This window comes from Hydrogenoanaerobacterium saccharovorans (genome assembly GCF_016901815.1).
Lineage (GTDB): Bacteria > Bacillota > Clostridia > Oscillospirales > Ruminococcaceae > Avimicrobium > Avimicrobium caecorum.
The window spans coordinates 141,415-164,018 of record NZ_JACSNR010000008.1 but is presented as its reverse complement, the minus strand read 5'-3'; the positions used below and the strand labels follow the sequence as shown (position 1 = coordinate 164,018).

At 59.5% G+C, this 22,604-nt stretch carries 22 protein-coding genes; 12 read left to right on the top strand and 10 right to left on the bottom strand.

Going from position 1 to position 22,604, the window contains the following annotated elements; all coding sequences use genetic code 11:
- Positions 1-13: 13 nt before the first annotated feature.
- Positions 14-931, bottom strand: coding sequence for a hypothetical protein (locus tag H9X81_RS09145; RefSeq protein ID WP_204721447.1), 918 nt, complete (start codon positions 929-931; stop codon positions 14-16).
- 396 nt (positions 932-1,327) lie between these two features.
- Here H9X81_RS09145 and H9X81_RS09140 point away from each other — a divergent pair, with 396 nt between their 5' ends.
- The 7 genes from H9X81_RS09140 to H9X81_RS09110 all read left to right on the top strand — a co-directional run bounded on the left by H9X81_RS09140 (position 1,328) and on the right by H9X81_RS09110 (position 8,027).
- The gene (locus tag H9X81_RS09140) at positions 1,328-2,680 is read left to right on the top strand and encodes a PhoH family protein (RefSeq protein ID WP_204721445.1); all 1,353 of its coding nucleotides are present in this window, start codon (positions 1,328-1,330) and stop codon (positions 2,678-2,680) included.
- Positions 2,681-2,826: 146 nt separating this feature from the next.
- Positions 2,827-3,456: a TetR/AcrR family transcriptional regulator gene (locus tag H9X81_RS09135; RefSeq protein WP_177503450.1), complete on the top strand. Its 630-nt coding sequence runs from the start codon at positions 2,827-2,829 to the stop codon at positions 3,454-3,456.
- Positions 3,453-3,986 (top strand): hypothetical protein, encoded by a 534-nt coding sequence (locus tag H9X81_RS09130; protein ID WP_204721443.1) that lies wholly within the window; start codon positions 3,453-3,455, stop codon positions 3,984-3,986. The genes H9X81_RS09135 and H9X81_RS09130 overlap by 4 nt, the downstream gene beginning before the upstream one ends.
- A gap of 175 nt (positions 3,987-4,161) precedes the next feature.
- Positions 4,162-4,596 (top strand): C-GCAxxG-C-C family (seleno)protein, encoded by a 435-nt coding sequence (locus H9X81_RS09125; protein WP_204721441.1) that lies wholly within the window; start codon positions 4,162-4,164, stop codon positions 4,594-4,596.
- Between the two features lie 159 nt (positions 4,597-4,755).
- Positions 4,756-5,529 (top strand): HAD-IIA family hydrolase, encoded by a 774-nt coding sequence (locus H9X81_RS09120; protein ID WP_177503444.1) that lies wholly within the window; start codon positions 4,756-4,758, stop codon positions 5,527-5,529.
- Between the two features lie 116 nt (positions 5,530-5,645).
- Positions 5,646-6,986: an MATE family efflux transporter gene (locus H9X81_RS09115; protein ID WP_204721439.1), complete on the top strand. Its 1,341-nt coding sequence runs from the start codon at positions 5,646-5,648 to the stop codon at positions 6,984-6,986.
- Between the two features lie 144 nt (positions 6,987-7,130).
- Positions 7,131-8,027, top strand: a complete 897-nt coding sequence (locus H9X81_RS09110) for a hypothetical protein (protein WP_204721437.1) — start codon at positions 7,131-7,133, stop codon at positions 8,025-8,027.
- A 318-nt stretch (positions 8,028-8,345) separates the two neighbouring features.
- Here H9X81_RS09110 and H9X81_RS09105 read toward each other — a convergent pair whose 3' ends face one another.
- A complete protein-coding gene (locus H9X81_RS09105; protein WP_243424114.1) occupies positions 8,346-10,130 on the bottom strand; it encodes a Na/Pi cotransporter family protein in 1,785 nt (594 codons plus the stop codon).
- Positions 10,131-10,457: 327 nt separating this feature from the next.
- On the opposite strand from H9X81_RS09105, the gene H9X81_RS09100 reads away from it, so the two are divergent.
- Positions 10,458-11,486, top strand: coding sequence for a delta-lactam-biosynthetic de-N-acetylase (locus H9X81_RS09100; protein WP_204721436.1), 1,029 nt, complete (start codon positions 10,458-10,460; stop codon positions 11,484-11,486).
- Between the two features lie 83 nt (positions 11,487-11,569).
- Here H9X81_RS09100 and H9X81_RS09095 read toward each other — a convergent pair whose 3' ends face one another.
- Positions 11,570-12,937, bottom strand: coding sequence for an amidohydrolase (locus tag H9X81_RS09095; RefSeq protein ID WP_204721434.1), 1,368 nt, complete (start codon positions 12,935-12,937; stop codon positions 11,570-11,572).
- 445 nt (positions 12,938-13,382) lie between these two features.
- Here H9X81_RS09095 and H9X81_RS09090 point away from each other — a divergent pair, with 445 nt between their 5' ends.
- Positions 13,383-13,958 carry a manganese efflux pump MntP gene (locus H9X81_RS09090; RefSeq protein WP_191391772.1) on the top strand — a complete coding sequence of 192 codons (576 nt, stop codon included), beginning with the start codon at positions 13,383-13,385 and terminating at the stop codon, positions 13,956-13,958.
- A gap of 142 nt (positions 13,959-14,100) precedes the next feature.
- On the opposite strand, the gene H9X81_RS09085 is transcribed toward H9X81_RS09090, so the two are convergent.
- The 5 genes from H9X81_RS09085 to rplM form a co-directional block, all read right to left on the bottom strand.
- Positions 14,101-14,643 carry a hypothetical protein gene (locus H9X81_RS09085; protein WP_204721432.1) on the bottom strand — a complete coding sequence of 181 codons (543 nt, stop codon included), beginning with the start codon at positions 14,641-14,643 and terminating at the stop codon, positions 14,101-14,103.
- A 58-nt stretch (positions 14,644-14,701) separates the two neighbouring features.
- A complete protein-coding gene (locus H9X81_RS09080; RefSeq protein ID WP_204721430.1) occupies positions 14,702-15,412 on the bottom strand; it encodes a hypothetical protein in 711 nt (236 codons plus the stop codon).
- A 103-nt stretch (positions 15,413-15,515) separates the two neighbouring features.
- Entirely contained in the window at positions 15,516-16,112 is a 597-nt protein-coding gene (locus H9X81_RS09075; RefSeq protein WP_204721428.1) for a hypothetical protein, read from the bottom strand.
- Positions 16,113-16,318: 206 nt separating this feature from the next.
- The gene (gene rpsI / locus H9X81_RS09070; protein ID WP_177503536.1) at positions 16,319-16,717 is read right to left on the bottom strand and encodes a 30S ribosomal protein S9; all 399 of its coding nucleotides are present in this window, start codon (positions 16,715-16,717) and stop codon (positions 16,319-16,321) included.
- A 20-nt stretch (positions 16,718-16,737) separates the two neighbouring features.
- Positions 16,738-17,154, bottom strand: a complete 417-nt coding sequence (rplM, locus tag H9X81_RS09065) for a 50S ribosomal protein L13 (protein ID WP_191391793.1) — start codon at positions 17,152-17,154, stop codon at positions 16,738-16,740.
- A gap of 381 nt (positions 17,155-17,535) precedes the next feature.
- Here rplM and H9X81_RS09060 point away from each other — a divergent pair, with 381 nt between their 5' ends.
- The 3 genes from H9X81_RS09060 to H9X81_RS09050 all read left to right on the top strand — a co-directional run bounded on the left by H9X81_RS09060 (position 17,536) and on the right by H9X81_RS09050 (position 20,295).
- Positions 17,536-18,432 carry an SPL family radical SAM protein gene (locus H9X81_RS09060; protein WP_204721426.1) on the top strand — a complete coding sequence of 299 codons (897 nt, stop codon included), beginning with the start codon at positions 17,536-17,538 and terminating at the stop codon, positions 18,430-18,432.
- 242 nt (positions 18,433-18,674) lie between these two features.
- The gene (locus H9X81_RS09055; protein ID WP_204721424.1) at positions 18,675-19,778 is read left to right on the top strand and encodes an SLC13 family permease; all 1,104 of its coding nucleotides are present in this window, start codon (positions 18,675-18,677) and stop codon (positions 19,776-19,778) included.
- A gap of 22 nt (positions 19,779-19,800) precedes the next feature.
- On the top strand, positions 19,801-20,295 hold the full coding sequence (locus H9X81_RS09050; protein WP_204721421.1) for a hypothetical protein: 495 nt from the start codon (positions 19,801-19,803) through the stop codon (positions 20,293-20,295).
- 95 nt (positions 20,296-20,390) lie between these two features.
- On the opposite strand, the gene H9X81_RS09045 is transcribed toward H9X81_RS09050, so the two are convergent.
- Positions 20,391-21,515: a 5-methyltetrahydropteroyltriglutamate--homocysteine S-methyltransferase gene (locus H9X81_RS09045; protein ID WP_191391765.1), complete on the bottom strand. Its 1,125-nt coding sequence runs from the start codon at positions 21,513-21,515 to the stop codon at positions 20,391-20,393.
- A gap of 119 nt (positions 21,516-21,634) precedes the next feature.
- Positions 21,635-22,603: a LysR family transcriptional regulator gene (locus tag H9X81_RS09040; RefSeq protein ID WP_204721419.1), complete on the bottom strand. Its 969-nt coding sequence runs from the start codon at positions 22,601-22,603 to the stop codon at positions 21,635-21,637.
- Between the last annotated feature and the right edge of the window lies 1 nt (position 22,604).

Genomic DNA, 22,604 nt, shown 5'->3' with positions numbered 1-22,604 from the left:
GGGGGCAGGGAGGTCAGCCTGCCAGGGGCGGGATCAGCGGCAGAATCCGGCACACTGCAGCGGTGTTCCGGCGGATCTCCTCGGGACAGAGCCCCTCCCGGCGGCTCCAGTGCTGATCCAGGCGGCTGTCCCGGGCAAAGACAAAGAGGCTTCCCCGGCAGAAACAGAGGATATGCCGGCGGCAGTCCACCTCCCGGAAGAAGCGCAGCACCGGTTTGGCTGCCCCATGGGTGAGGATCGTCCGGCAGAGTTCCGGACGGTCGGCACGCAGCAGGAGCGGGGTATTGCCCACCCAGCTCTCAGTGCGCTCCAGGGTGCCGGGGGAGCGATGGCTGCCCAGAGCCGAGGCGGTGAGGGGACTGCCGGTCTGTTCCGGGGCGGGGGTGCGCAGGCAGCGGATCTGGGCATAGCTCACCTGCCGCCAGGGGCTGTCCGCCGGGAGGGGATACTCATACACCACCCAGTCCCGCACACTGCCGCCGGGACAGTTCTCGGTGAGGTCATGGGCCAGCACAGCGCCCCGGGGCGAGGGCCAGCTCAGGGTGCCGCCGTATTCCCCCAGCCCGCCGGAGAAGATCCCATCGGAAGGCTCCCGCAGGCGGCGCTGGATCTCCCGGCTGTCCAGCAGGCAGTAGCCGCAGCCGGGATAGAACTGCTGCACCAGCAGCGGACGCATCCGGAGCAGGCAGCTGTCCACCCTGCCGCGGCACCGGAGCTGGCGGCGGCAGAGCAGGGCGAGCAGTCCGGCGCAGACCAGGGCGATGCCCAGGGTACCGGCGGCGGACTGGAAGCCGGGCAGGAGAGCGGCACAGCAGCCCAGTACGGCCAGCCCGAGGCTCACCCCGCCCAGACAGAGCCGGGAGCGGTATTTTTCCCGGGCATAGTAGTCCCGGGCAGCGGAATCGGCGGAGGGGGTGAGGGCAGACTGCATGGCAGGGGAGGCTCCTTTCTCCGGCGGACAGCCGGGCTTGTTCTGATTCTATGATAGCCATGGCGTGGGGCGGATAGCCGGTCAGTGGGGTGAACTGTTTGTAAACTTCCGGCGGAACCGGGGGAGTTTAACCCGGATTTCACACCATTGCGGGGTGATTTTCATAGATATGAAGTAGAGTGAAACCAGGAGCCGGGGAGTACCTGGATGGGACTGCCCGCTTCCATCACCGAAACAGAGGAGAGCTGTCCATGATCCCTGCTGTGCCGGGACCCCAGAATCACGCCCTGAACCGGCTGCCGTCCATAGCGGGATGGCGGCGGGGACAGGGCGTGCTGTGTTTTTGGGGGACAGGGCTTCTCTGCAATCTCGCTGCGGCGGAAAGGCGGAACTGTTATGCAAAAGACCTATGTACTGGATACCAATGTGCTGATCCAATCCCCCGAGGCGCTGGAGGCCTTTGAGGACAATCACATCGTCCTGCCCCTGGCAGTGCTGGAGGAGCTGGACGGGCTCAAGAATGCCGAAGGGGAAAAGGGACGCAGTGCCCGGCAGGTGATCCGGTTCCTGGAGGAACTGCGCAGCCAGGGCAGTCTGGTGGAAGGGGTATCCCTGCCCGAAGGCGGCACCCTGCGGCTGGAGGTCAACCATGTGGGGGTACGCCTGCCCGACGGCATGGACCCCACCAGCCGGGACAACCGCATTCTCAAGGTATGCCGGGGGCTGTGGGAGGACGGAACCCCGGCGGTGCTGGTGACCAAGGATATTGTGGCCCGGATCAAGGCACAGATGATGGGCATTCCGGCGGAGGATTTCCGGGCGGACCGTATCCCCGAGGAGCAGCCCTATACCGGGCGGCGGGAGGTCTGGCTGCCCGATGCCAGCCTGGACGCCTTCAAGACCCAGGGGGCGGCGCCGGAGGAGGTCTACACGGTGGACGATCAGGGGGTCCGGCAGGAGGTGGAGCTCACCGAGAATGAGTTCCTGCTGCTGCGGTCGGACACCGACAGCCGCAAGACCATGCTGGGACGGTATGCCGGCGGACGGATCACCCGGCTGCGGTACGGACAGGCGCGGCCCTTCGGGGTGCGGCCCCGGAGTGTGGGACAGCAGTTCCTCCAGGAGGCGCTGCTGCTTCCGGCAGAGGAGGCGCCGCTGGTGATCGTCCAGGGCCCGGCAGGCACTGCCAAGACCTTCTATTCCCTGGCAGCGGGACTGGAACAGGTGCTGGAGCAGTCGCCGCCGGCCTACCGCAAGATCCTCATCTGCCGCCCCAATGCCCAGTTCGACCAGGACATCGGCTTCCTGCCCGGGGACGAACAGGAGAAGATCTCCCCGCTGCTGCGCCCGGTGATGGACAATCTGGAAAACCTGTTCGGCGGAGACGCCGGAGAACAGGAGCGCCGGAGCCGGATCAGCTATCTCTTTGATGCCGGGGTGCTCACCGCCGAGGCCATGAACTTCATGCGGGGGCGTTCCATCACCGATACCTGGCTCATCATTGACGAGGCCCAGAATCTCTCGCCCCGGCAGGCCAAGGGGATCATCACCCGGGTGGGACAGGGCACCAAGGTGATCCTGCTCGGCGACCCCGAACAGATCGATAATCCCCTGCTGGGCCGGCGCACCAACGGGCTCTCCTATGCCGCGGCCCGCATGAAGGGCAGTCCCCTGTGCGTACAGCTCACCATGCAGCCCGATGAGTGCGAGCGTTCGGCCCTGGCCCTGGACGCCGCCCGCCGGATGTAAGCGCTGTTTTCCCCGGGAGCCGGTTCCCCCGCCGGTGCCCGGGGATTTCCGGGAGAAAAAGTGACCGTTCGGTCAAAAATAAATTGACCAATCGGTCAACCCGTGTTACAATGGAGCCAAAATCAGCGGGGAAAGGGGGAATTTCCATGCGGCGGGAACTTCAGACCGAGCAGATGCGCCGCCGGATTCTGGACAGTGCCCTGGAGGTATTCGGGGCCGAGGGGTATGACGGCGCGTCGATGAATGCCATCTGCACCCGGGCGGGGATCTCCAAGGGGATTATCTACCACTACTTTGCGGGCAAGGAGGATCTGTACCTCAGCTGCTGCCGGGAGAGCACCCAGAAGATGGCGGACTATCTCCGGGAGCATCCGGTGTCCGGGGGGACGCTCCGGCAGCAGGTCGGGGAATTCCTGGCACTGCGCCACCGCTTTTTCGGGGAGTATCCCCGGTATGAGGCGGTGTTCTATGAGGTGCTGTTCGGGCACCCGCTTTATCTGCGTCCCCAGCTCGGGGAGATCCGTTCCCGGCTGGAACAGGTGAACCTGGATTTCTTCCGGCAGACTGCCCGGCGTCAGCCGGGAACGGTGCCGGAGGATCTGGACGCCTGTTTCCAGATCCTGCTTCAGGGGATCTGGCTGGCGGCGGAACAGATCAGCGAACCCGATGCCGAAAAGATCCGTCTGCATGAACAGCAGGTGATCCGGCTGATGGAGATTTTCTTCCGGGGGCTGGAATGCCCCGATGCCACTGAAAAACAGGAGGTAATTCTATGAGACAGATGAAAAAACTGCTGGCAGCGCTGCTGGCATCGGCTCTGCTCCTGACCGGCTGTACCGGCGGCACCTCTCCGGAGGGGAGCAGCACCGCTTCCGGAGAGGAGAGCAGCACTGTATCCCAGGCGCCGCTCACCGATGAGGATATTCTGGCAGAAGTGGAACCCTATCTGGAAGATACCGTATGGCAGGACCCGTCGGCCTATGCGAGCATGGACGAATTCCTGAGCGCCAATCTGGCTCTGGACAGCACCCAGGTGGCAGCGGTGACCATTTATATGGGCGCGCCCAATCAGAACACCAGCTTTTTCCTGATGCTGACTCCTACAGAGGAGGCAGACCCCGAAGTGATCCGGGAGAAGCTGGAAAACAAGGCGGAAGGCATGGTGAATACCGCCGAGATGGGTTATACCCAGGGCTATGCGGATTATAAGATCATTGAGAATGTGGGACGGTACTTCCTGGTCATGCAGGCAGACGCCACGGATTTCCAGGAGCTGGTACAGCTTCTGGAGGGGCTGGAGGACTGAGGAAATTTTCTCCGTGTCCGGTCCTGACCCGGCCCGATGCCCGGGGGACAGACCCAAGCAGTCTGTGCTCCGGGTATTTTTCTGTGCCGGGGCTTTGACAGACCGGGATACATCGCTTATACTGGATAGCAGAATCACGCCGGGCCGGACCCGGCAGGAAAAAGGAGAAATAACGATGCATCAGGTACTCAATGAAAAAATCCCCTACTTCAGTGACGACGGCCTCTCCTGCGCGGAGAGCACCCTGCGGTATCTTATTGAGCATGGCTATGCGGATCTGCCGCTGGACACCGTGCGCATTATGACCGGACTGCATGGCAATATGGGCCGGTGTGCCAACTGCGGCGCAGTCAACGGCAGTGTGGCAGCCATCGGCGCCAACTTCGGACGCCGGGAAGTGGGCGAGGATATGACCCTGCTCTATGAGCTCACCGAGCGGTTCATGCGGGAGTTTGAGCAGACCTTTGGTTCGGTGAAGTGCGCGGAGCTCATGGAGGGCAAGGACCCGGCCCTGATGGAGCAGCAGCACAAGTGCGCGGATATTGTAGCGGGCGCGGTGGACATTGCGGCCCGGATCATTGAGGAAGGCCGGGCAGCCGCGAAGAAGTAAGGCGGCAGAAGCAGGCAGCCGGCCGGGTGAAAAATAAATCCCATGGGGGACTGCGGCGGTGCTTGACAGACCGCCGGGGGATATTGTACACTCGAACCAGCGGGATAAAAAGGAAACCGAGAGCCGGCGCCGGAAGCAGTGGCGCGGAAAGGAATGTATATGGACAAGATCCGTGAGAAAAAGGGTTATATCTGTGATATGGATGGTGTAATCTACCATGGAAACCGGATTCTGCCGGGTGTGGTGGAGTTTGTCAACTGGCTGTATGAGAAGGATAAGAAGTTCCTGTTCCTCACCAACAACAGCGGCAAGACACCCCGTCAGCTCCATGAAAAGCTGGCCTGGATGGGTCTGCAGGTGGACGAGAGCCATTTCTATACCAGTGCCCAGGCCACTGCGGATTTCATTGCCCGTCAGATGCCGGGGGCGCATGTGTTTGTCATCGGCGAACCCGGGCTGTACAATGCCCTGTATGAGCGGGGCATCACCCTCACTGATACCAATCCCGACTATGTGGTAGTCGGCGAGGCCACCAGTTATAATTACGACAATATCTGCCGTGCGGTACACCATGTATTCCGTGGGGCAAGGCTCATTGCCACCAATCCGGACCTCACCGGCCCCACCGAACAGGGCATAGTTCCGGCCTGCCGGGCACTGGTCAAGCCCATTGAGATGGTCACCGGACAGGAGGCCTATTACATCGGCAAGCCCAATCCCCTGATGATGCGTACCGGACTGAATATGCTGGGCGTACACTCCAATGAAGCAGCCATTATCGGCGACCGTATGGATACCGATATGGTAGCGGGCATTGAGAGCGGCCTGGATACCGTTCTGGTGCTGTCCGGCGTCACTTCCCGGGAGGAAGTGGACCGGTTCCCCTATCGTCCCCGTGTGATCCTCGGCGGCGTGGGAGAAATCCCCGGCTGATGATCCCACCGGAATCTTTGATTATCTTCTGACTGAAACGAGCGGCAAAGGGGAAATCCTCTGCCGCCCGTATTTTATTTTTCACCGCCCTCACTGTGAGGGAGAAGGAGGTTTTTATGAATACGCCGGGTATTTCCCGGGAATTTTCCACCGGGGAACTGCTGCGGTTCGCAGCGCCATCCATTGTGATGATGCTGTTCTTATCCATGTATACCATTGTGGACGGGTTCTTTATCTCCCGGTATGTGGGAACAGCGGCCCTGTCCGCTACCAACATCGTCTATCCGCTCATCGGCTTCTTCCTGGCAGTGGGCATTATGTTTGCCACCGGCGGCAGTGCCGTAGTCGCCTCGGAAATGGGCCGGGGGGAACACCAGGAGGCCAGCGGACATTTCACCGCCGTGGTGCTGACCGCCGTGGCCTTCAGCATTCTGGCTGGTGTGATCTGCCTGGCCTTCACCGATCAGGTGCTCGCCTTCCTGGGCGCCGGTGCCGACACCTGGGACCACGCCCGCCAGTATATCACCGTGCTGCTCTGCTTCATGCCCATGTCCATGCTCCAGTGCCTGTTCCAGAGCTTCCTGGTCACCGCGGGGCGTCCCGGCCTGGGCCTGGGGCTTACAGTGGGCGCCGGCTTTGCCAATATGGTGCTGGACTATGTCTTTATCGTCCCGCTGGGCATGGGCATCGCCGGAGCCGCCCTGGCAACTGCCATCGGCTACTGTATCCCGGCGCTGGGCGGGCTCCGGTTCTTCTCCCGGAACCGCTCCGGCCTGCGCTTTATCCGTCCCCGCTGGGACTTCACTGTCCTGCTCAAAAGCTGTGCCAACGGCGCTTCGGAGATGGTCACCAATCTGGCTTCGAGCATCATCACCGTCATCTTCAACCTGATCCTCATGGCCTGGATCGGCACTGACGGTGTGGCTGCCATCACCGTCATCATGTATGCCCAGTTCCTGATGGTGGCCTTTTTCATGGGCTTTTCCATCGGAGTGGCGCCGGTGTTCGGCTTCCATTACGGCGCCGGCAACCATCAGTACCTGCTGCGTATCCGGGATCACTGCATCCGTTTTGTGCTGGGCGCATCGGTGGTGGTGTGCGTGGTGTCCTTCCTCAGTTCGGGGCTCATCGCTGTGATCTTTGCCCCGGAGGGCTCCCTCTCCGCCCAGCTGGTGAACCGCGGCATGCGGCTTTTCTCCCTGTCCTTCCTCTTTGCGGGGTACAATATCTTTGCCTCGGCGCTGTTCACCGCCCTCTCGGACGGACGCACCTCGGCACTCATCTCCTTTGCCCGGACCTTCTTCTTTATCCTGGCGGGCATCTGGCTGATGACTACCCTGCTGGGTCTGGACGGACTCTGGCTGGCGATCCCCTTTGCGGAACTGGTGACCGCCGGACTTTCCTTCTATATGATCCGGACCCGGTTCCTGGCAGACGCACAGAAAATGGACGAATGAAATTTGCCGCAGGCGTGTAAAACCCTGCGGCTTTGTGCTATACTGAAAGCAAAAGCATGACCCCCGGGAACATTCCGGGGAAAAATACCGGACCCTCCCGGGCGGCGCGCCGGAGAAGGCCGGGTAAGGAGGCTTCAGATATCCATGGAAAAGATACTCTATAACCGCCTGCTGCGTCCGGTGCTGGCTGTGGTGATGGTGGTTTCGCTGGCACTGGGCGTTGCATCGTCGGCCTGGCCCGCGGCCCGGCAGAGTGCCCGGATCGAAGTCCTGGCAGAGGCGGGCATCACCAATCTGCGCACCCTGTCCATTGCAGTCACGGAACTGGGAGAGGACCGGCTTGCGGCGCTGATCAAGACCCCTATGCAGGGCAATGATTTCAAGAAGATGAGCGGCCTGCTCACCGAAGTACGGGACGCAGCCGGATATGACCGCATCTGGCTGACAGCCCAGAAAGATGGCAAGACCATCGTACTGTGCGACAGCAGCTACCGGGATACCGGCACTGCCGGGGTGACCTATCTGGCGCCGGGCAGCGAGTGGACCGGCCCGTTGGCAGAGAAGCTGGACTCCGGCGTGAGCGGACTGCTGAGCGGCAAGACCGAGGACGCCTATACCAAGTCCCCGGTGGAAACGGGATCGGATACCCCCATGCTGGGCATTGCGGCAGTGGTGCGGGATAAGAACGGCACCCCCGCAGCAGCCCTGGTGGCCCAGTTCCCGGCAGCGGATATTGACTTCACCCAGCTGGGCTTTGTGGATCTCGGCCTGGTGAGCTGGCTGGGCTTCCTGCTCTTTGCCCTGTCGCTGGCTTTGCTGGTGCTCCTCTCCCGGCTGCGCAAGAAGTTCCCGAAGCCCACACCGCCCGAGCCCACCGAACCGGAGCCGGCGGACTTCACCGCTGAGGGCTTTGAATCGGCTCCCGCCCCGGAACTGCCCGAGGCTCCGGCAGCGGATCAGCCCTCCGGCGCAAATTTTGACCCCATGACCGGGGAGCCCATCAATAAGGACCCCCAGCCCCCGGTAAACCCCGAGGCATAACCTGAAACCGAACAGCGTCTGTCCCCACACGGCAGGCGCTGTTTTTATGCCTTTGGGCAGAGGAAAGAGCGGCAAAGAAGCCCGGTGCTGTCTGAACCCGCCCGCTGACACGCAGCACGCCGTCCGCTCTCTGGCACTGGCTCACCCTTTGCGGTAAGCGATCCGGCGAACATGCCGTCTGTGCGGCGGCATGGGGAGTGCCTTTCTCGCCTGCGGCTTTTCGCGTCCTCCCACGCATCAGGCAGAGCCGTTCCCGCACAGCAAAAAAACAGGACACACCCCCAGGTGTGTCCTGTTTTTCTATGGGATCAGAATGGGTTATGCCTTGGCAGAACGGATCTGATCGTAATATTTCTCGGTATAGCGGCGGAACTGTTCGTTGTAATGTCCCACCTGACCGGCATGCAGCTGCATGATGTAGGTGTGGTGATCCACCTCATCGCTGCCCCGGACATAGCTGATCATATACACGCCGATGTTGGAGCAGTGGTCGGAGATCCGCTCCAGGCAGGAGAGGGATTCCACAAACGGGAAGGCGGCGTCCACGGTGCACTGACCGTTGCGCAGACGGTTGATATGGCGGTCCTTGAGGGTCTCCTGCATCTGGTCCACCACCTCTTCCAGGGGTTCGATGGTTTCAGCCAGAGCCAGATCCTGCTTTTCAAAGCAGCCCAGTGCCATATCAATGGCCTCCCCCACGGCTTCTCCGATGGTGGTCAGCTCAAACTGTGCCTGGGGCGAGAATTCCGCGCCGGTGGATTCCATATTTTCCGCGAATTCCACCAGGTTGATGGAATAGTCGCCGATGCGTTCAAATTCACTGAGGATATGCAGCAGTGCCGAAATGGTGGCGCTGGACTGTTCGCTCAGGTTGTCCTGGGGGATCTTGAGCATATAGTTGCCCAGACGGTCCTCCAGACGGTCGATAGTATCTTCCCGTTCCCGGATCTTTTCTGCTTCCTTGTGGTTGTACTGTTCCAGCTGACGCACGCTGGCAGAGAAGTTCTTCCGGGCCAGCTTGCCCATCTGCAGGACGGCGTCCCGGCAGTGCTGGATCGCCAGGCCGGGAGAAGCGAGCAGGCGGTCATCCAGGGCAATGGCAGGATCGTCCACCTCACCGGCAGTCTGCTGGTCAGGGATCAGGTGTATTACCAGCTTTTCCAGCAAACCTACAAAGGGCAGGAACATCAGAGTGACGCAGACATTGAAGGTGGTGTGGAAGTTTGCGATGCCGCCCTTATCAATGGGAAGATCCCAGAAGGAGAAGGGGGAAATGGACTGGATGGTGTAGATAACAATCAGGAAAACACAGGTGCCGATGATGTTGAAGGACAAATGCACCGCAGCGGTGCGCTTGGCGTTTTTGGAGGCACCGATGGAGGCAAGGATAGGGGTAATGCAGGTGCCGATGTTCTGACCGAGAATGATCGGAATTGCCGACGACCAGGTGATGATGCCGGTGGAGCTCAGTGCCTGAAGAATGCCGATGGAAGCGGAGGAGGACTGGATAATAGCGGTAACTACTGTGCCTACCAGAACACCGATGACTGGGTTGGAGAGGGAGGCAAACAGGCCGGCAAACTCCGGCGATTCGCTCAGCGGGCTGACAGCGGCTTCCATATTGAACATACCAGTGAAGAGGATACAGAATCCCAGGAGGATTTCACCCAGGGTCTTGTACTTCTGTTTTTTTCCCACCATGACCATGAGAATACCGATGATGCCGACCACCGGAGCCAGGGTTGTGGGCTTGAGGAGCATGAGGAAGAAATTATCCGAGCTCAGATCCGAGAGCCGGAGAATATGGGCGGTAACGGTAGTACCGATATTGGCGCCCATGATAATGCCGATGGCCTGCCGGAGTTTGAGAATCCGGGCATTGACCAGGCCGACCACGATAACCGTAGTGGCAGAGGAGGACTGAATGGCGCCGGTAACCAGAGCACCCAGCAGAACTCCCTTGAATACATTGTTGGTCAGTTTTTCCAGAGTCTGTTCCAGACGGCCGCCGGAGAGTTTTTCCAGGCCGCTGCCCAGCATGGACATACCATACAGAAACAGGGCAAGTCCACCCAGCAGGGAAACGATCATGAAGAAATCCATGGTGACTGTTCCTTCCTTTTTTACATGGTTTGATATAATTCTCATGTATCAGTATACCATGTTCCGGCGAGCTGGTGTGTAAAACTCTGGTAAAGAGGCTGTAATATCCCTGTTACATACAAAAACCGCAGAAATGCCGCACCAGGACGGAATGGATGGGAAAAAGCTGTACACAATAGCAGAGAGGGACTGCACGAAAATCCCGAAATATGCTATACTAATAAGACGAAACCCATCAAAAAACCGCACACGGACGGGAAAAACTGCCATTTATGGAAAAGTTTGTCCGGATTGTGCCCGACATAAAAACGGGAGGAAGGAAAAACAATGAAAAACCGTTGGATCAGTATTCTGCTGGCATTGGTTCTGACTGTGGGACTGACTGCCTGCACCACCGACCGGGGAGAGGAGCGTTCTTCCTCCTCGGAAACGGAACAGGAGCCGGTATCGGTTTCCTCATCGGAACCGGAACCGGAATCCGAGCCGGAGGAACAGGAGTGGGAATCGGGTGATCCCTATCCTTACGCGGAACCTGCCATGGGATCGAATTTCCCGGTGGTGGCACAGCTTTCAGGAGAGGCTGTCACCTGGGGCCCGGCCACCAATATGGACGAGGAGAACCGTCCCATCGCCTGCCTGCAGCTGCAGGAACAGTATGGGGACTACAATGTCAACTTCATCGGCCCGGATGAAAAGCGCATCTACCTCACCTTTGACGAGGGCTATGAAAACGGCAATACCGCCGATATCCTGGATATCCTCAAGGAGAAGAATGTCAAGGCGGTATTCTTTGTCACCGGACATTACTGCAAGACCAACCCCGAACTGGTACAGCGCATGATCGATGAGGGACATATTGTGGGCAACCACAGCATGAACCATCCGAACTTCACCACCATCACCCCCGAGGAGATGTATGAGGAGGTCAAGGAGCTGCATGACTATGTGCAGGAGAACTTTGACTACACCATGTTCCTGTTCCGGTATCCCGAGGGTGTGTTCAGTGAGCAGAGTCTGGCTGTGCTGCAGGACGCCGGCTACCAGACCTCTTTCTGGAGCTATGCCTATAACGACTGGGATCAGAACAACCAGCCCGATCCGGATACTGCCTATCAGAAGGTGACCGGTGCGCTGCATCCGGGCGCTATCTACCTGCTGCATGCCGTATCCGAGACCAACAGCGAGATCCTCGGCGACTTCATTGATGAGGCCCGCAGCCAGGGATATGAGGTGTCGGTCTACAATATCCCGCCGGTGGAAAATCCCCGGGAGGGCGCATCTGCCAGCTCGCAGACAGAGTCCTCGTCTGAATCCCAGACAGAATCGCAGTCCGAATCCGGGACAGAGGCAGAGTAATCCCTGCCCCGGCAGCATGAAAAAACGGGTATCCCCCGAAAGAGGGATACCCGTTCTTTTTATGCAGTGAAACAGCAGACCGATCAGTTCTGGAAGTCCACAGTGGCATTGCCGTGCTCATCGTACTGAACAGCGTCCTTATCCAGGAACAGTTCGTTGATGGCATCCAGGTAGGCCTTGATGGACGGATACTGCGGCTTGTAATCAGCAATGATCTTCCGTGCGGCAGCGGCGTCGTCCCGGAGCAGGGCGTCTGCTACAAAGAGCTGTGCCTTGACGGCATTGACGCACATCCGGTTGGGGTCCTTGACATAGTAGTCGATACCGTGACCGGTACCGATGGCGCCGGCAGCAAAGAACTGTACGCCGGGCATTACGCAGGTGACATCACCGAAGTCGGAGGAACCGGTGCTCCAGCTCTCATAGTCGAACTTCACACGATCCTTGCCCACGAGGTCACAGCAGCAGTCCTCTACCAGCTTCATGAAGGCCGGATCATGGTACTCGGGGGAGTAACCGGGACGGTCGCTGAGCTCAACACCGGCGCCCATAGCCAGGGCAGCACCGGTCAGGGCACGGTTGACCTTGATGTTTTCCCGCTTGATGGCTTCCAGGCTTCTGCCGCGGACATAGCTTTCAATCTTCATCTCATCGGGAATGATGTTTACAGCGCAGTTGACGCCCATCATAATGGGATGGAAGCGGATGGTATCCTTTTCCTGGAAGGTTTCACGGAGGTCGTTGCAGGCCTGCAGACCCAGCATGGCAGCATACTGGGCATTGATGCCCAGATGGGGAGCGCCGCCTGCATGGGCGGACTTGCCCTTATAGCGGATGGTCTTTGCCATGCAGCCATTCATACCCAGACCGCCGGAGAAGTCGAAGGCCTCATCCGGACCGGCAGCGCCGCCATGTACCATCATGGCGATGTCCACGCCGTCCAGCATGCCGCGGGCCATGAATTCCACCTTGCCGCCCATGTACTGGATCACGCCCTTCTTGCGCAGATCCTCACGGAAGGCCAGCTGGATCATCTCCTCAGCGGGTACGGCAACCAGACGGATGGTGCCGCACAGGCCATCCAGTGCGCCGGGTTCCTTCAGGGCAGCAGCGATGCCCAGCAGGGCAGCAGACTGACCGTTGTGACCGCAGCAATGGGCCATGCCATTGACCGATTCGGGGTGATTGGCGATGTCCAGGGCATCCAGCTCACCGAAGATCGCCAGCTTGGGGCCGGGGCGTCCGGTATCCACTTCGGTATAGAAACCGGGGATATTGCCAGCCAGGGTGAGGGAATAACCCAGAGCCTCATACTTTTCCACCAGATAGTTATGTGCTTCCCACTCGGTGTAGCCGGTCTGGGGGTGAGCCCAGAGCCAGCGCTCCGCATCCAGGATCATCTGGCGGTGCTTCTCTACATTCTGTACCAGTTGCTGCTGTCTTTCAGTCATTATAATTGTCCCCTTTCAAAAGTCATTTGTACGCCATAACGATACAATCACTATTATAACACCAATCTGCCGGATAGGAAAGCCAAAAATGCAAAATTGTGCATCTAATTTTTCACTTTCTCTGGAATTCTTTACACTGGGCTGAAAGTGCGGTATAATAGCCGCATGTCGGCTATTATACTTTTTTATGGTCGGACGATTCGTCCCAATGGCCAATGATACCATTTCGCTTTGCTCCATGGTATAATAGCCCGCATGCGTCTGCTGTACCATTGGGACGGGAATCAGAGGGCAGCAAAGCCCGGTTCTGTCCCGGCAGGCCAATTCTGCCGCTTGGCTGACGCATCACTGCACAGGAGCCGCAGGGCGGCAGTCCGGTTCTGTCCGGGAGCTGCCCGCTCATACAGTGCAGTGAAGGGATCTGATATGACAGGGGTAAAAGAATATGGGTTTGATTGAGCTGTTTTTCATTGCGGTGGGGCTTTCCATGGATGCCTTTGCCGTATCCATCTGCAAGGGTCTGGCCTGCCGGGAACAGAACCTCCGGCATAATCTGCTGGCTGGGCTCTACTTCGGCGGATTCCAGGGCCTGATGCCTGCCATCGGCTGGCTGCTGGGCGTGCGGTTTTCGGCTGCCATCACCAGCATCGACCACTGGATCGCCTTTGTGCTGCTCTGCTTCATCGGCGGCAGCATGATCCGGGAGTCCCGCAGTGAGGAGGACGAGGAGGAGATGGACGCCTCCTTCCGTCCCAAGGAGATGCTCACCATGGCAGTGGCAACCAGCATTGATGCCCTGGCTGTGGGTGTGAGCTTTGCCTTCCTGGGCATGGGCCAGGGAGAGATCCTCTCGGCAGCGGGCCTTATTGCCGCCACCACCTTTGTGTTCTCGGCAGTGGGCGTGAGTGTGGGCAGCGTATTCGGCAGCCGCTTCAAGTCCAAGGCGGAACTGTGCGGCGGTGTGATCCTGATCCTCATCGGCCTGAAGATCCTTCTGGAACATCTGGGAATCCTGGGCTGATCCTTCTATCGAAAAATCCGTGGGACAAGAGAACTGTCCCACGGATTTTTTTGTGCTTTCGGGAATACCAAGGGTATAACAGCCCCTGTTTTCCACGGTGTGTATTCTGATATGTTTACAACCTGTTGAAAGTGTTGAAAACTCAACGCATGGTAGACCGATCCGGGTTCCAGGAAATCAGCCGGACCGGGTCATCGTCCTGGCGCAGGACAGTGAGGCTGCCCCGCACCCGGGTGCCCTCGGCATTGGCTCCGGAGAGCAGCACCGTCCAGGTATCGCCGTTCTGCCGGAGGGGTGCGGCCCAGTAGGTCAGCCCCGAGCCCCGCCCGCCGATGAGCAGGGCATGGTACTGTCCGGCGTCCGTGTCATAATACGCAGCCTGTTCCCGGAGGAAGGCCGGGTCCGCAGCGGTGAACGACTCCCGCAGGGCGTTTTCCAGGTCATCGGCGGCAATCCAGGTTTCCGAGCTGCCGTCCCGGGAAGCGGTGGGCAGTCCCATGCGCTGGTACCAGTTCAGCAGGGCATGGGGCTCCAGTTCGCTGGGGTCCTCCGGGGAGAGCGGCTCTGAAGCAGAGGCGGTCCGGGATTCGGAACCGGACTCCGGGGACGGCTCCCGGCTGGTGCAGCCGGACAGCATGGTCAGGAGCAGCCCGCCCAGCAGAATGACACACAGGATACGGCGCATGATGATTCCCTCCTTATAAAAGAACACAGCCCGCCCCGGAGGACGGACTGTGATTGGTTCAGATATTCTGGCTCTCCGCCGGCAGCCAGGAGACAAACTGATAGCTCTTCTGGTCCGGGGAAATGCGGATGGTCAGTTCCATGCGGCGGTCTTCCCCCGATTCATAGTCCATAAAGACCGGAATGATGCGCAGGTCGCCGTCCGAACGCACGTCGCCCAGTTCCAGCCGGGGCTGTATGCCGATGCCCGGGCCGGAGATGGAGCGGTAGCCATGATGCTCGGCATCATAGAAGTTGGAATCCGCTCGGAACTGTTCCGGGGTCACGCCCTCGAACCAGGCGGACATGGTGCTCTCCAGTTCCTCTTCGGGGAAGAACCAGCCCTGATTTTCTCCCAGCGGGGAGGCATAGCGCTTCTCCTTCTCCTCCTGGGGGAGGTCGTTTACAAAGCTCAGGAACCAGCAGTAGGCATCGCCGGCGGTGAGTTCGCTGCCGTCTTTCCAGCCATCGCCATAGAACAGGCTCACATGCAGCGGATGGAGCTCCTGTGTTTCGGGGTCCTCAGCGGCGCCGTACATCATCAGCACCTGGACATAGAAGTCCGGCACTTCCTCCACCGACTCATACGACTGTTCAGGCAGCGACAGCTCCGGACGGGAATTCTCCATCCCGGAACTCTCCTGGGAGGAATGTTCCCCCTGTTCCGGCCCGCAGCCGGTCAGCCCTATGGTCAGCCCTGCGGTCAGCAGCAGCGCAAGCAGTCGTTTCATGTCTTTTCTGGCTCCTCTCGATATTCTTTTACCAGTATAACACAGTTTGCCGGCGCTTCCTATGGGAAAATCCTCCGCCGGGGAAATTTTCTCCCCGGATTGTTCAAACACCAGGGGTCAGCATGGGGAGGGTCTGGTCCGGGCCGGGAGCTTCCGCACCGGTCTGGACAGCCAGGGCATACCAGGCATTGTTTTCGCCCCAGTAGACATTGAGCAGCACGGCAGTACAGCTGGGGTCATTTTCAAATTCGGGCAGGGTGAAGGTCAGGGTGCCGTCCGCTGCCAGATCAGTTTCCAGGGTGAGCATCTCACCGCCTTCGCCCACCGGCATGCCCAGGGTATCCCGGGCTTCCGCCATGGCGATCACCTTTTCAGGCCGGGCGCCTTCGGGGAACTTGACGGTGATGGTGCTGCCCGCGGCGGCGGCGGGGATCTCATCATACCGCTTTTCAATGAGGCCGGTGGCAAGATCGGTGCCGCACATGATGGCGCCGTTCCAGTGTTCCGGGCGCATCTCCCAGGGCAGAGCGGTGCCCGAGAGGTCAGCGGTGATCTCCGGGGCCTCCTCGGGGTCATCGAACTGGACTTCCAGCCCGGAGGTGACCTCCGGCTCGGAGGACGGGACGGAGGAGGGAGAGCTCTCAGGGGCGCAGGCACACAGGCAGAGGCTCAGGAGCAGGGCAGAAATTATGATACGCATAAGCGGGTTCCTTTCTTGATACGGGGCAGTCCGGGAGATCCGGACAGAAAACGGGATTTTATCGTGCAACAGAACAGTGTGGAAAAACCAGTTATTTACTGCATGGGGAAGGGGAAAACTTTGCGGGAAAAAGAAAAAGGATCTTCCCGGTTCGGGGAAGATCCTTTTTGAAACGTACAGATGAAGTATCTCCGAAGGAGAAGAAGTTATCTCTTGGAGAACTGGGGAGCGCGACGGGCAGCCTTGAGGCCGTACTTCTTTCTTTCCTTCATTCTGGGGTCACGGGTCAGGAAGCCGGCCTTCTTCAGGATCGGGCGCATCTCATCGCCGTTCTGGAGCAGAGCACGGGCAACACCGTGACGGATCGCGCCGGCCTGACCGGAAACGCCGCCGCCTGCAACGGTGCAGACAATATCAAAACGGCCCAGAGTATTGGTGATCTCCATGGGCTGACGAACGATCAGCTTCAGAGTTTCGAGGCCGAAGTACTCATCGATGTCACGGCCATTGATGGTGATCTTGCCGGTGCCGGGGTACATTCTTACACGAGCTACCGAGTGCTTTCTTCTGCCGGTGCCGTAGTAGTAGGGCTTGGAATCGTACATTCTAAAATCCTCCTCTCAAATTACAGAGTCCACGCAGTGGGGTTCTGAGCCTGGTTGTTGTGCTGCTCGCCCTTGTAGATGCGAACTCTGGTCAGAGCCTTGCGGCCCAGAGTGTTGTCCGGGAGCATACCCTTTACAGCCAGCATCATGGCCTTCTCGGGGTTCTCGCGCATCAGGTGATCGTAACGGATCTCCTTGAGGCCGCCTACCCAGCCGGAGTGATGACGGTAGAACTTCTTCTCCAGCTTCTTGCCGGTGAGGATTGCCTTCTCAGCGTTGATGATGATCACATGGTCGCCGCAGTCCACATGGGGAGCGAAGTCAACCTTGTGCTTGCCGCGCAGGATGGCGGCAGCGGCAGCAGCGGTCCGGCCGAGAGGACGGTTCGCAGCGTCGATGATATACCACTTGCGGCTGATTTCCTGAGCCTTGGGCATAGTAGTCATAGTGTTTACCTCCTGAAATGATTTGCAGCCCGCTTCCAAAAAAACAGGGGCTGAATGTATTGACAGCGCCCTAAAAAGGGCATGAAAAGAAACCCTGTCAAAGCGACAAGTCCTATTATATCGGTGCCCCCGGGAAAAGTCAACACCTTTTTGAAGGAATTTTTATGCTGGATGGAGCGAACTCCGTTTTTCTTCGATTTTCACCCGTTTTCCTCCCGAATGCTCCGATGCCATTTTAATTTTTGTGCGCTTTGCCCAGGGCCGGAAAACCCGGTTCCCAAGCCAAAATCCCCGGTTCTGGAAAAAACAGGCGGATGCGCTTTACAGCTGCCGGGAAAGAGGGTATCATCAGAGGCAGAAGGAGGTGCGTCCATGCAGACCATTCCCGCAAAGACCATTGTCACCCGCACCCGGAGCCGGTGGTGGTTCGGCACCGATTATAATATGAATCTCTACCGGGGCTGTACCCATGGCTGCATCTACTGCGACAGCCGCAGCAGCTGTTATCACAACCCCGACTTCGATCACATCGCCGTCAAGGAAAATGCCCTGGCCATTGTCCGGGACGACCTGCGCCGGAAGGTACAGCGGGGCGTGGTGGCTACCGGCGCCATGAGCGACCCCTATAACCCGCTGGAGCGAAAGCTCGGGCTCACCCGCCATGCCCTGGAGCTGCTCTCGGCCTATGGATTCGGCGTGGCAGTGGATACCAAGAGCGACCTGGTGAGCCGGGACGCCGATGTGCTCTCGGAGATCGCCGCACAGATGCCGGCACTGGTGAAGTTCTCCATCACCACAGCGGACCCGGCTCTGGCAGCCCGTCTGGAGCCCGGGGCACCCTCTCCGGAGCGGCGGTTTGCCGCCATAGAGCAGCTGGCAAAGGCGGGAGTATTCACCGGGCTGCTGCTCATGCCGGTGCTGCCCGGCCTCACCGACAACCGGGAGAACCTCTCCCGGCTGCTCCGGCAGACTGCGGAGGCCGGGGGACGGTTCTGTTACTGCTGGCCCGGCCTGACCATGCGGGAGGGACAGCGGGAGTATTTCTATCAGGCGCTGGACCGGGAGTTCCCCGGCCTGCGGGAGAAGTATGAGAAGCGGTACGGCACCCGGTACCGCTGCACTGTGCCGGGGGCGGCAAAGCTCTATGCCTGGGTGCGGGAGGAGTGCAGCCGTCTGGGGCTGCTCAGCGAAATGGAGGCCATCATCGCCGTATCCCGGCAGGGGTACGACTTCGGCGGTCTGCCGGGTCAGGCAAGCCTGTTTTCATAGGGCGCAGGTCTGGGCGGGCGTGTATGGGAGGTGGGCTTCCTTTTATAAAGGGAGAGTTTTCCTTCCGGGGCAGTTTTCCACCGATGCGGGATCGGCGTGTTGAAAAATGTCCGCTTCCGGTTCCGGCAGAGGAGTTCCAGGGCTGGAATCTTGCAATCCCCGGGGGAGCGTGCTAAAATTGGAGAGCTGAAAAATTACCCGTTTAACGGAATGGATCGAAGGGATTACCTGTGCAACTGTTTTTGAAACGACTCAAGGGGGACCCGGTGCTGCTGGCAGCCTGGGGACTGGCATTGGTTTCGGCATTTCTGGTGCCGCCGGACCGGGAATGGCTGGGCTATGTGGACTTCCACACCCTGGGACTGCTCTTCTGCCTGATGCTGGTGATGGCAGGACTGCAGGACATCGGCTTCTTCCAGCGGCTGGGCGAGGGCATTCTCGGACGCACCCGCACCGCCCGTCAGCTGGAACTGGTGCTGGTGCTGCTCTGCTTCTTCACCGCCATGCTCATCACCAATGATGTGGCGCTCATCACCTTTGTGCCCTTTGCCGGAGCGGTGCTCGGCATGGCAGGGCTCACCGACCGCATTGTGCCGGTGGTGGTGTTCCAGACGGTGGCTGCCAACCTGGGCAGTATGGCAACGCCGGTGGGCAACCCCCAGAACCTCTATCTCTACTCCCATTACGGCGTGCCGCTGGACGAGTTCTTCGGGGCGGTACTGCCCTTTGCGGGACTTTCGCTGGTGCTGCTCACCGGGGCGCTGCTGATGCGCCGGTCGGCACCCCTGCCCGAGATCCCCTCCACCGCCGGACAGCTCCCGCCTGCCCGGGGACGGCTGCTGTGCTATCTGGGACTGTTCCTGCTCAGCCTTGCGGCAGTCGCCAAGCTGATCCCAGTGCTGCTGCTGGTGCCCATGGTGATGGCAGCTATTCTGCTCATTGACCACCGGCTCTTTGCCCGGGTGGACTATGGCCTGCTGCTCACCTTTGCGGGATTCTTCATCTTCATCGGCAATGTGGAACGCATTCCCGCTTTCCGGGAGTTGTTTGCCGCGCTGCTGGCAGGCCGGGAGGTCTATGCTGCCGCCCTGGTGAGCCAGGTCATCAGCAATGTACCGGCGGCACTGCTGCTCTCCGGCTTCACCGACAATGCCCGGGCACTGCTCATCGGTACCAACCTGGGCGGTCTGGGTACCCTGATCGCTTCGATGGCAAGCCTCATCTCCTATAAGTATATCGCCCTCTCCTTCCCCGAGAAAAAAGGAAAGTACCTGGGCTTCTTTACCGCAGTGAACCTGCTGTTCCTGGCAGTGCTGCTGGTGTTCTACCACTTTGTAATGGCCTGACGGCAGAAAGGAGCACTGCTCTATGAAACGCATCCTCCTCTTGCTGGGACTGGGTGCCCTCTTTACCGCCTTCTTTATCAACATCGGCGGCGTGGATCTGCTCCCCGACTGGCTGGGCAGCCTGTTCTTTGCGCTGGGTGTCACCGGACTGGGACGCCGCGGCGGCGAATCCCTCTCCACCCCTGCCATGATCGCCTGGGTGCTGTTTGTCACCGAGATGGTATCGGTGCTGCTGCGCCCCGAAGGCATGTTTGCGGTGGGGATCGGCGTGCTCTTTGTCATTCTGGAGGTATGGCTCTACCTGCTGGTAGCCGGTATCCTGGACGAACGCTTCCCCGAAGCAGAGCTGAGCATCAAGCCCATCTCCATTCTGGGTGTGGTGAGCGTTGTGGGCTATGTGATGACCATGGCATTCGGCTCGGGCATTCTGGGGGTGCTCTGCCTGCTGACAGGGGTTGCCATGAAGGTCTGGTTCATGGTACAGCTCGCCAAACTCTCCAAAATCGTGGAGGACTGAAAACCGCGTAAAAAAGACCCGGAAGCAGCCGCTTCCGGGTCTTTTGCTATTTCCGGGGAAAACCGGAGGATTTCCATTCAGGAGAGAAAGGGATCTCAGCCCCAGACTTCTTCGGCGATCTCACGGATCAGAGCCAGCTTCTTCCACTGATCCTCCTCAGTGAGCTTGTTGCCCTCCTCAGTGGAGGCAAAACCGCACTGGGGCGACAGGCAGAGCCGGTCCAGCGGCACATACTTGGAGGCTTCCAGAATGCGCTCCTTGATGTGCTCCTTGTCCTCCAGCTGGGGGCGCTTGGAGGTGATAAGGCCCAGTACCACGATCTTATCGCCGGTGACATCCGCCAGGGGTTCAAAACCGCCGGAACGCTCATCATCGAATTCCAGGTAGTAGCCGTCCACCCGCTCCTGACCGAACAGGATCTTGCTCACCGGCGCGTAACCGCCGCTGGAAGCCCAGGTGGAGTGATAGTTGCCGCGGCAGATGTGGGTATTCACCACCATGCCCCGGGGAACACAGTCAATGACAGCGTTGTTGAGGTCCACATAGAGCTGGGCCACAGCATCGGCGTCGGTCTGACCGCCGTAAAGTGCCTTGCGGCGCTCGGTATCACAGAGCATGCCCCAGGTGCAGTCGTCCAGCTGCAGGCTGCGGCAGCCGGCCTCATACAGGGCATGGATAAAGTCGGAATAGGCCTTGATCAGATCCTCCCGGAAGGCTTCCCGGGTGGGATAGACGGCGTCCAGGCTGTCGCAGTTGGTGCCGCGGAGCATCTCATTGTAGAACTGGGCCGGAGCCGGAATGGTCTGACGGGGGATGGCACGGTCGCCTACCAGATCCCGCAGGAACTTGAAGTGCTCCAGGAAGGGGTGACCATTGAACCGGATGGGGGCAACGATGCGTCCGGTGTCGGCACGGGTTTCCTCATCGTGGAAGAAGTAGCCATGCTCGCCGACGATGTGTTCCACACCCTCAAAGCCCCACATGAAGTCCAGATGCCAGTAGCTGCGGCGGAACTCACCATCGGTGACGCAGCGCAGACCGGCTGCCAGTTCCTTTTCCACCAGTTCGGTGATGCAGCGGTCCTCCACAGCCTTTAGCTGCTCAGCGGAAATGGCGCCGTCCGCATAGGCGGCACGGGCTTCCTTGATGGCGTCGGGACGCAGGAAGCTGCCGACTACATCCAGACGGAACGGTGCTTTGGTTCTCTCGGTAAAAGACATATAGAAATCCCCCTTCGGATGGTATGATACAACGGATTGTTTGAACCGATGGGCCTATCATACCACAACTGGGGGCTATATGCTAATACTGATAAACGATTGATAACCATAGCCAAAAGCTATGGCACTCTGTATTCCAGGCACAGGGGATCGGGTTCTGTGCCGGCATCGGATACAGACGGCGGCTTCTGCCGGAGGTAGGGCTGGAGGAATTCCAAATACCGCTGACCCAGACGGCTCAGGGGCTGATCCTTGGGGTGGAGGTAGCCGATCTGCATGATTTCGTCGCTTTCCAGGGGCACCGAAGTGATCCGGGACCCGCTGGCGTCCTGGTGGATGATGCCGGAACTGATGGTATAAGCGCCCAGTCCCACCAGCAGGTTAAAGAGGGTGGCACGGTCGGTGACCACGATGTTCTTGGGGCTTTCGGCGGTGGAATGGGGCTCCTCCGAGAAGTAGAAGGAGTTGTGCAGGCCCTGTTCATAGACCAGCCGGGGATAGCTGCGCAGCTCGTCCAGGGTCACCGAGGAGCGGCGGGCCAGGGGGTGGTCGGTGCTGACAAAGATATGCGGACGGGCGGTGAAGAGCGGGACAAATTCCAGTTCCGCGTCCCGGATAATGCGCAGCAGCACTTCCCGGTTGAAATGGCTCAGGAAGAGGATGCCCAGTTCACTGCGCTGGGTGCGGACATCTTCGATGATGTCATAGGTGCGGCTTTCCCGGAGGGTGAACTCATACTGATCCTCCCGGTATTCCCGGACCAGATCGATGAAGGCGCTGGCGACCACTGCATAGTGCTGGGCAGACAGGGCAAAGACCCGGCGCACCGGGGTGCCGAATTTATACTGCTGTTCCAGCAGGTCGGCCTGTTCCACCACCTGCCGGGCATAGGCCAGGAATTTGACCCCGTCCGGGGAGAGCATGACGCCCCGGCTGCCCCGGTAAAAGATGGTGATGCCCATCTCCTTTTCCAGATCGGCAACCGATTTGGAAAGGCTGGGCTGGGTGATGAAGAGCCGCTGGGCAGCCAGGCTGATGGAGCCGGACTGGGCGATCTCGATGATGTAACGCAGCTGCTGCAGGGTCATG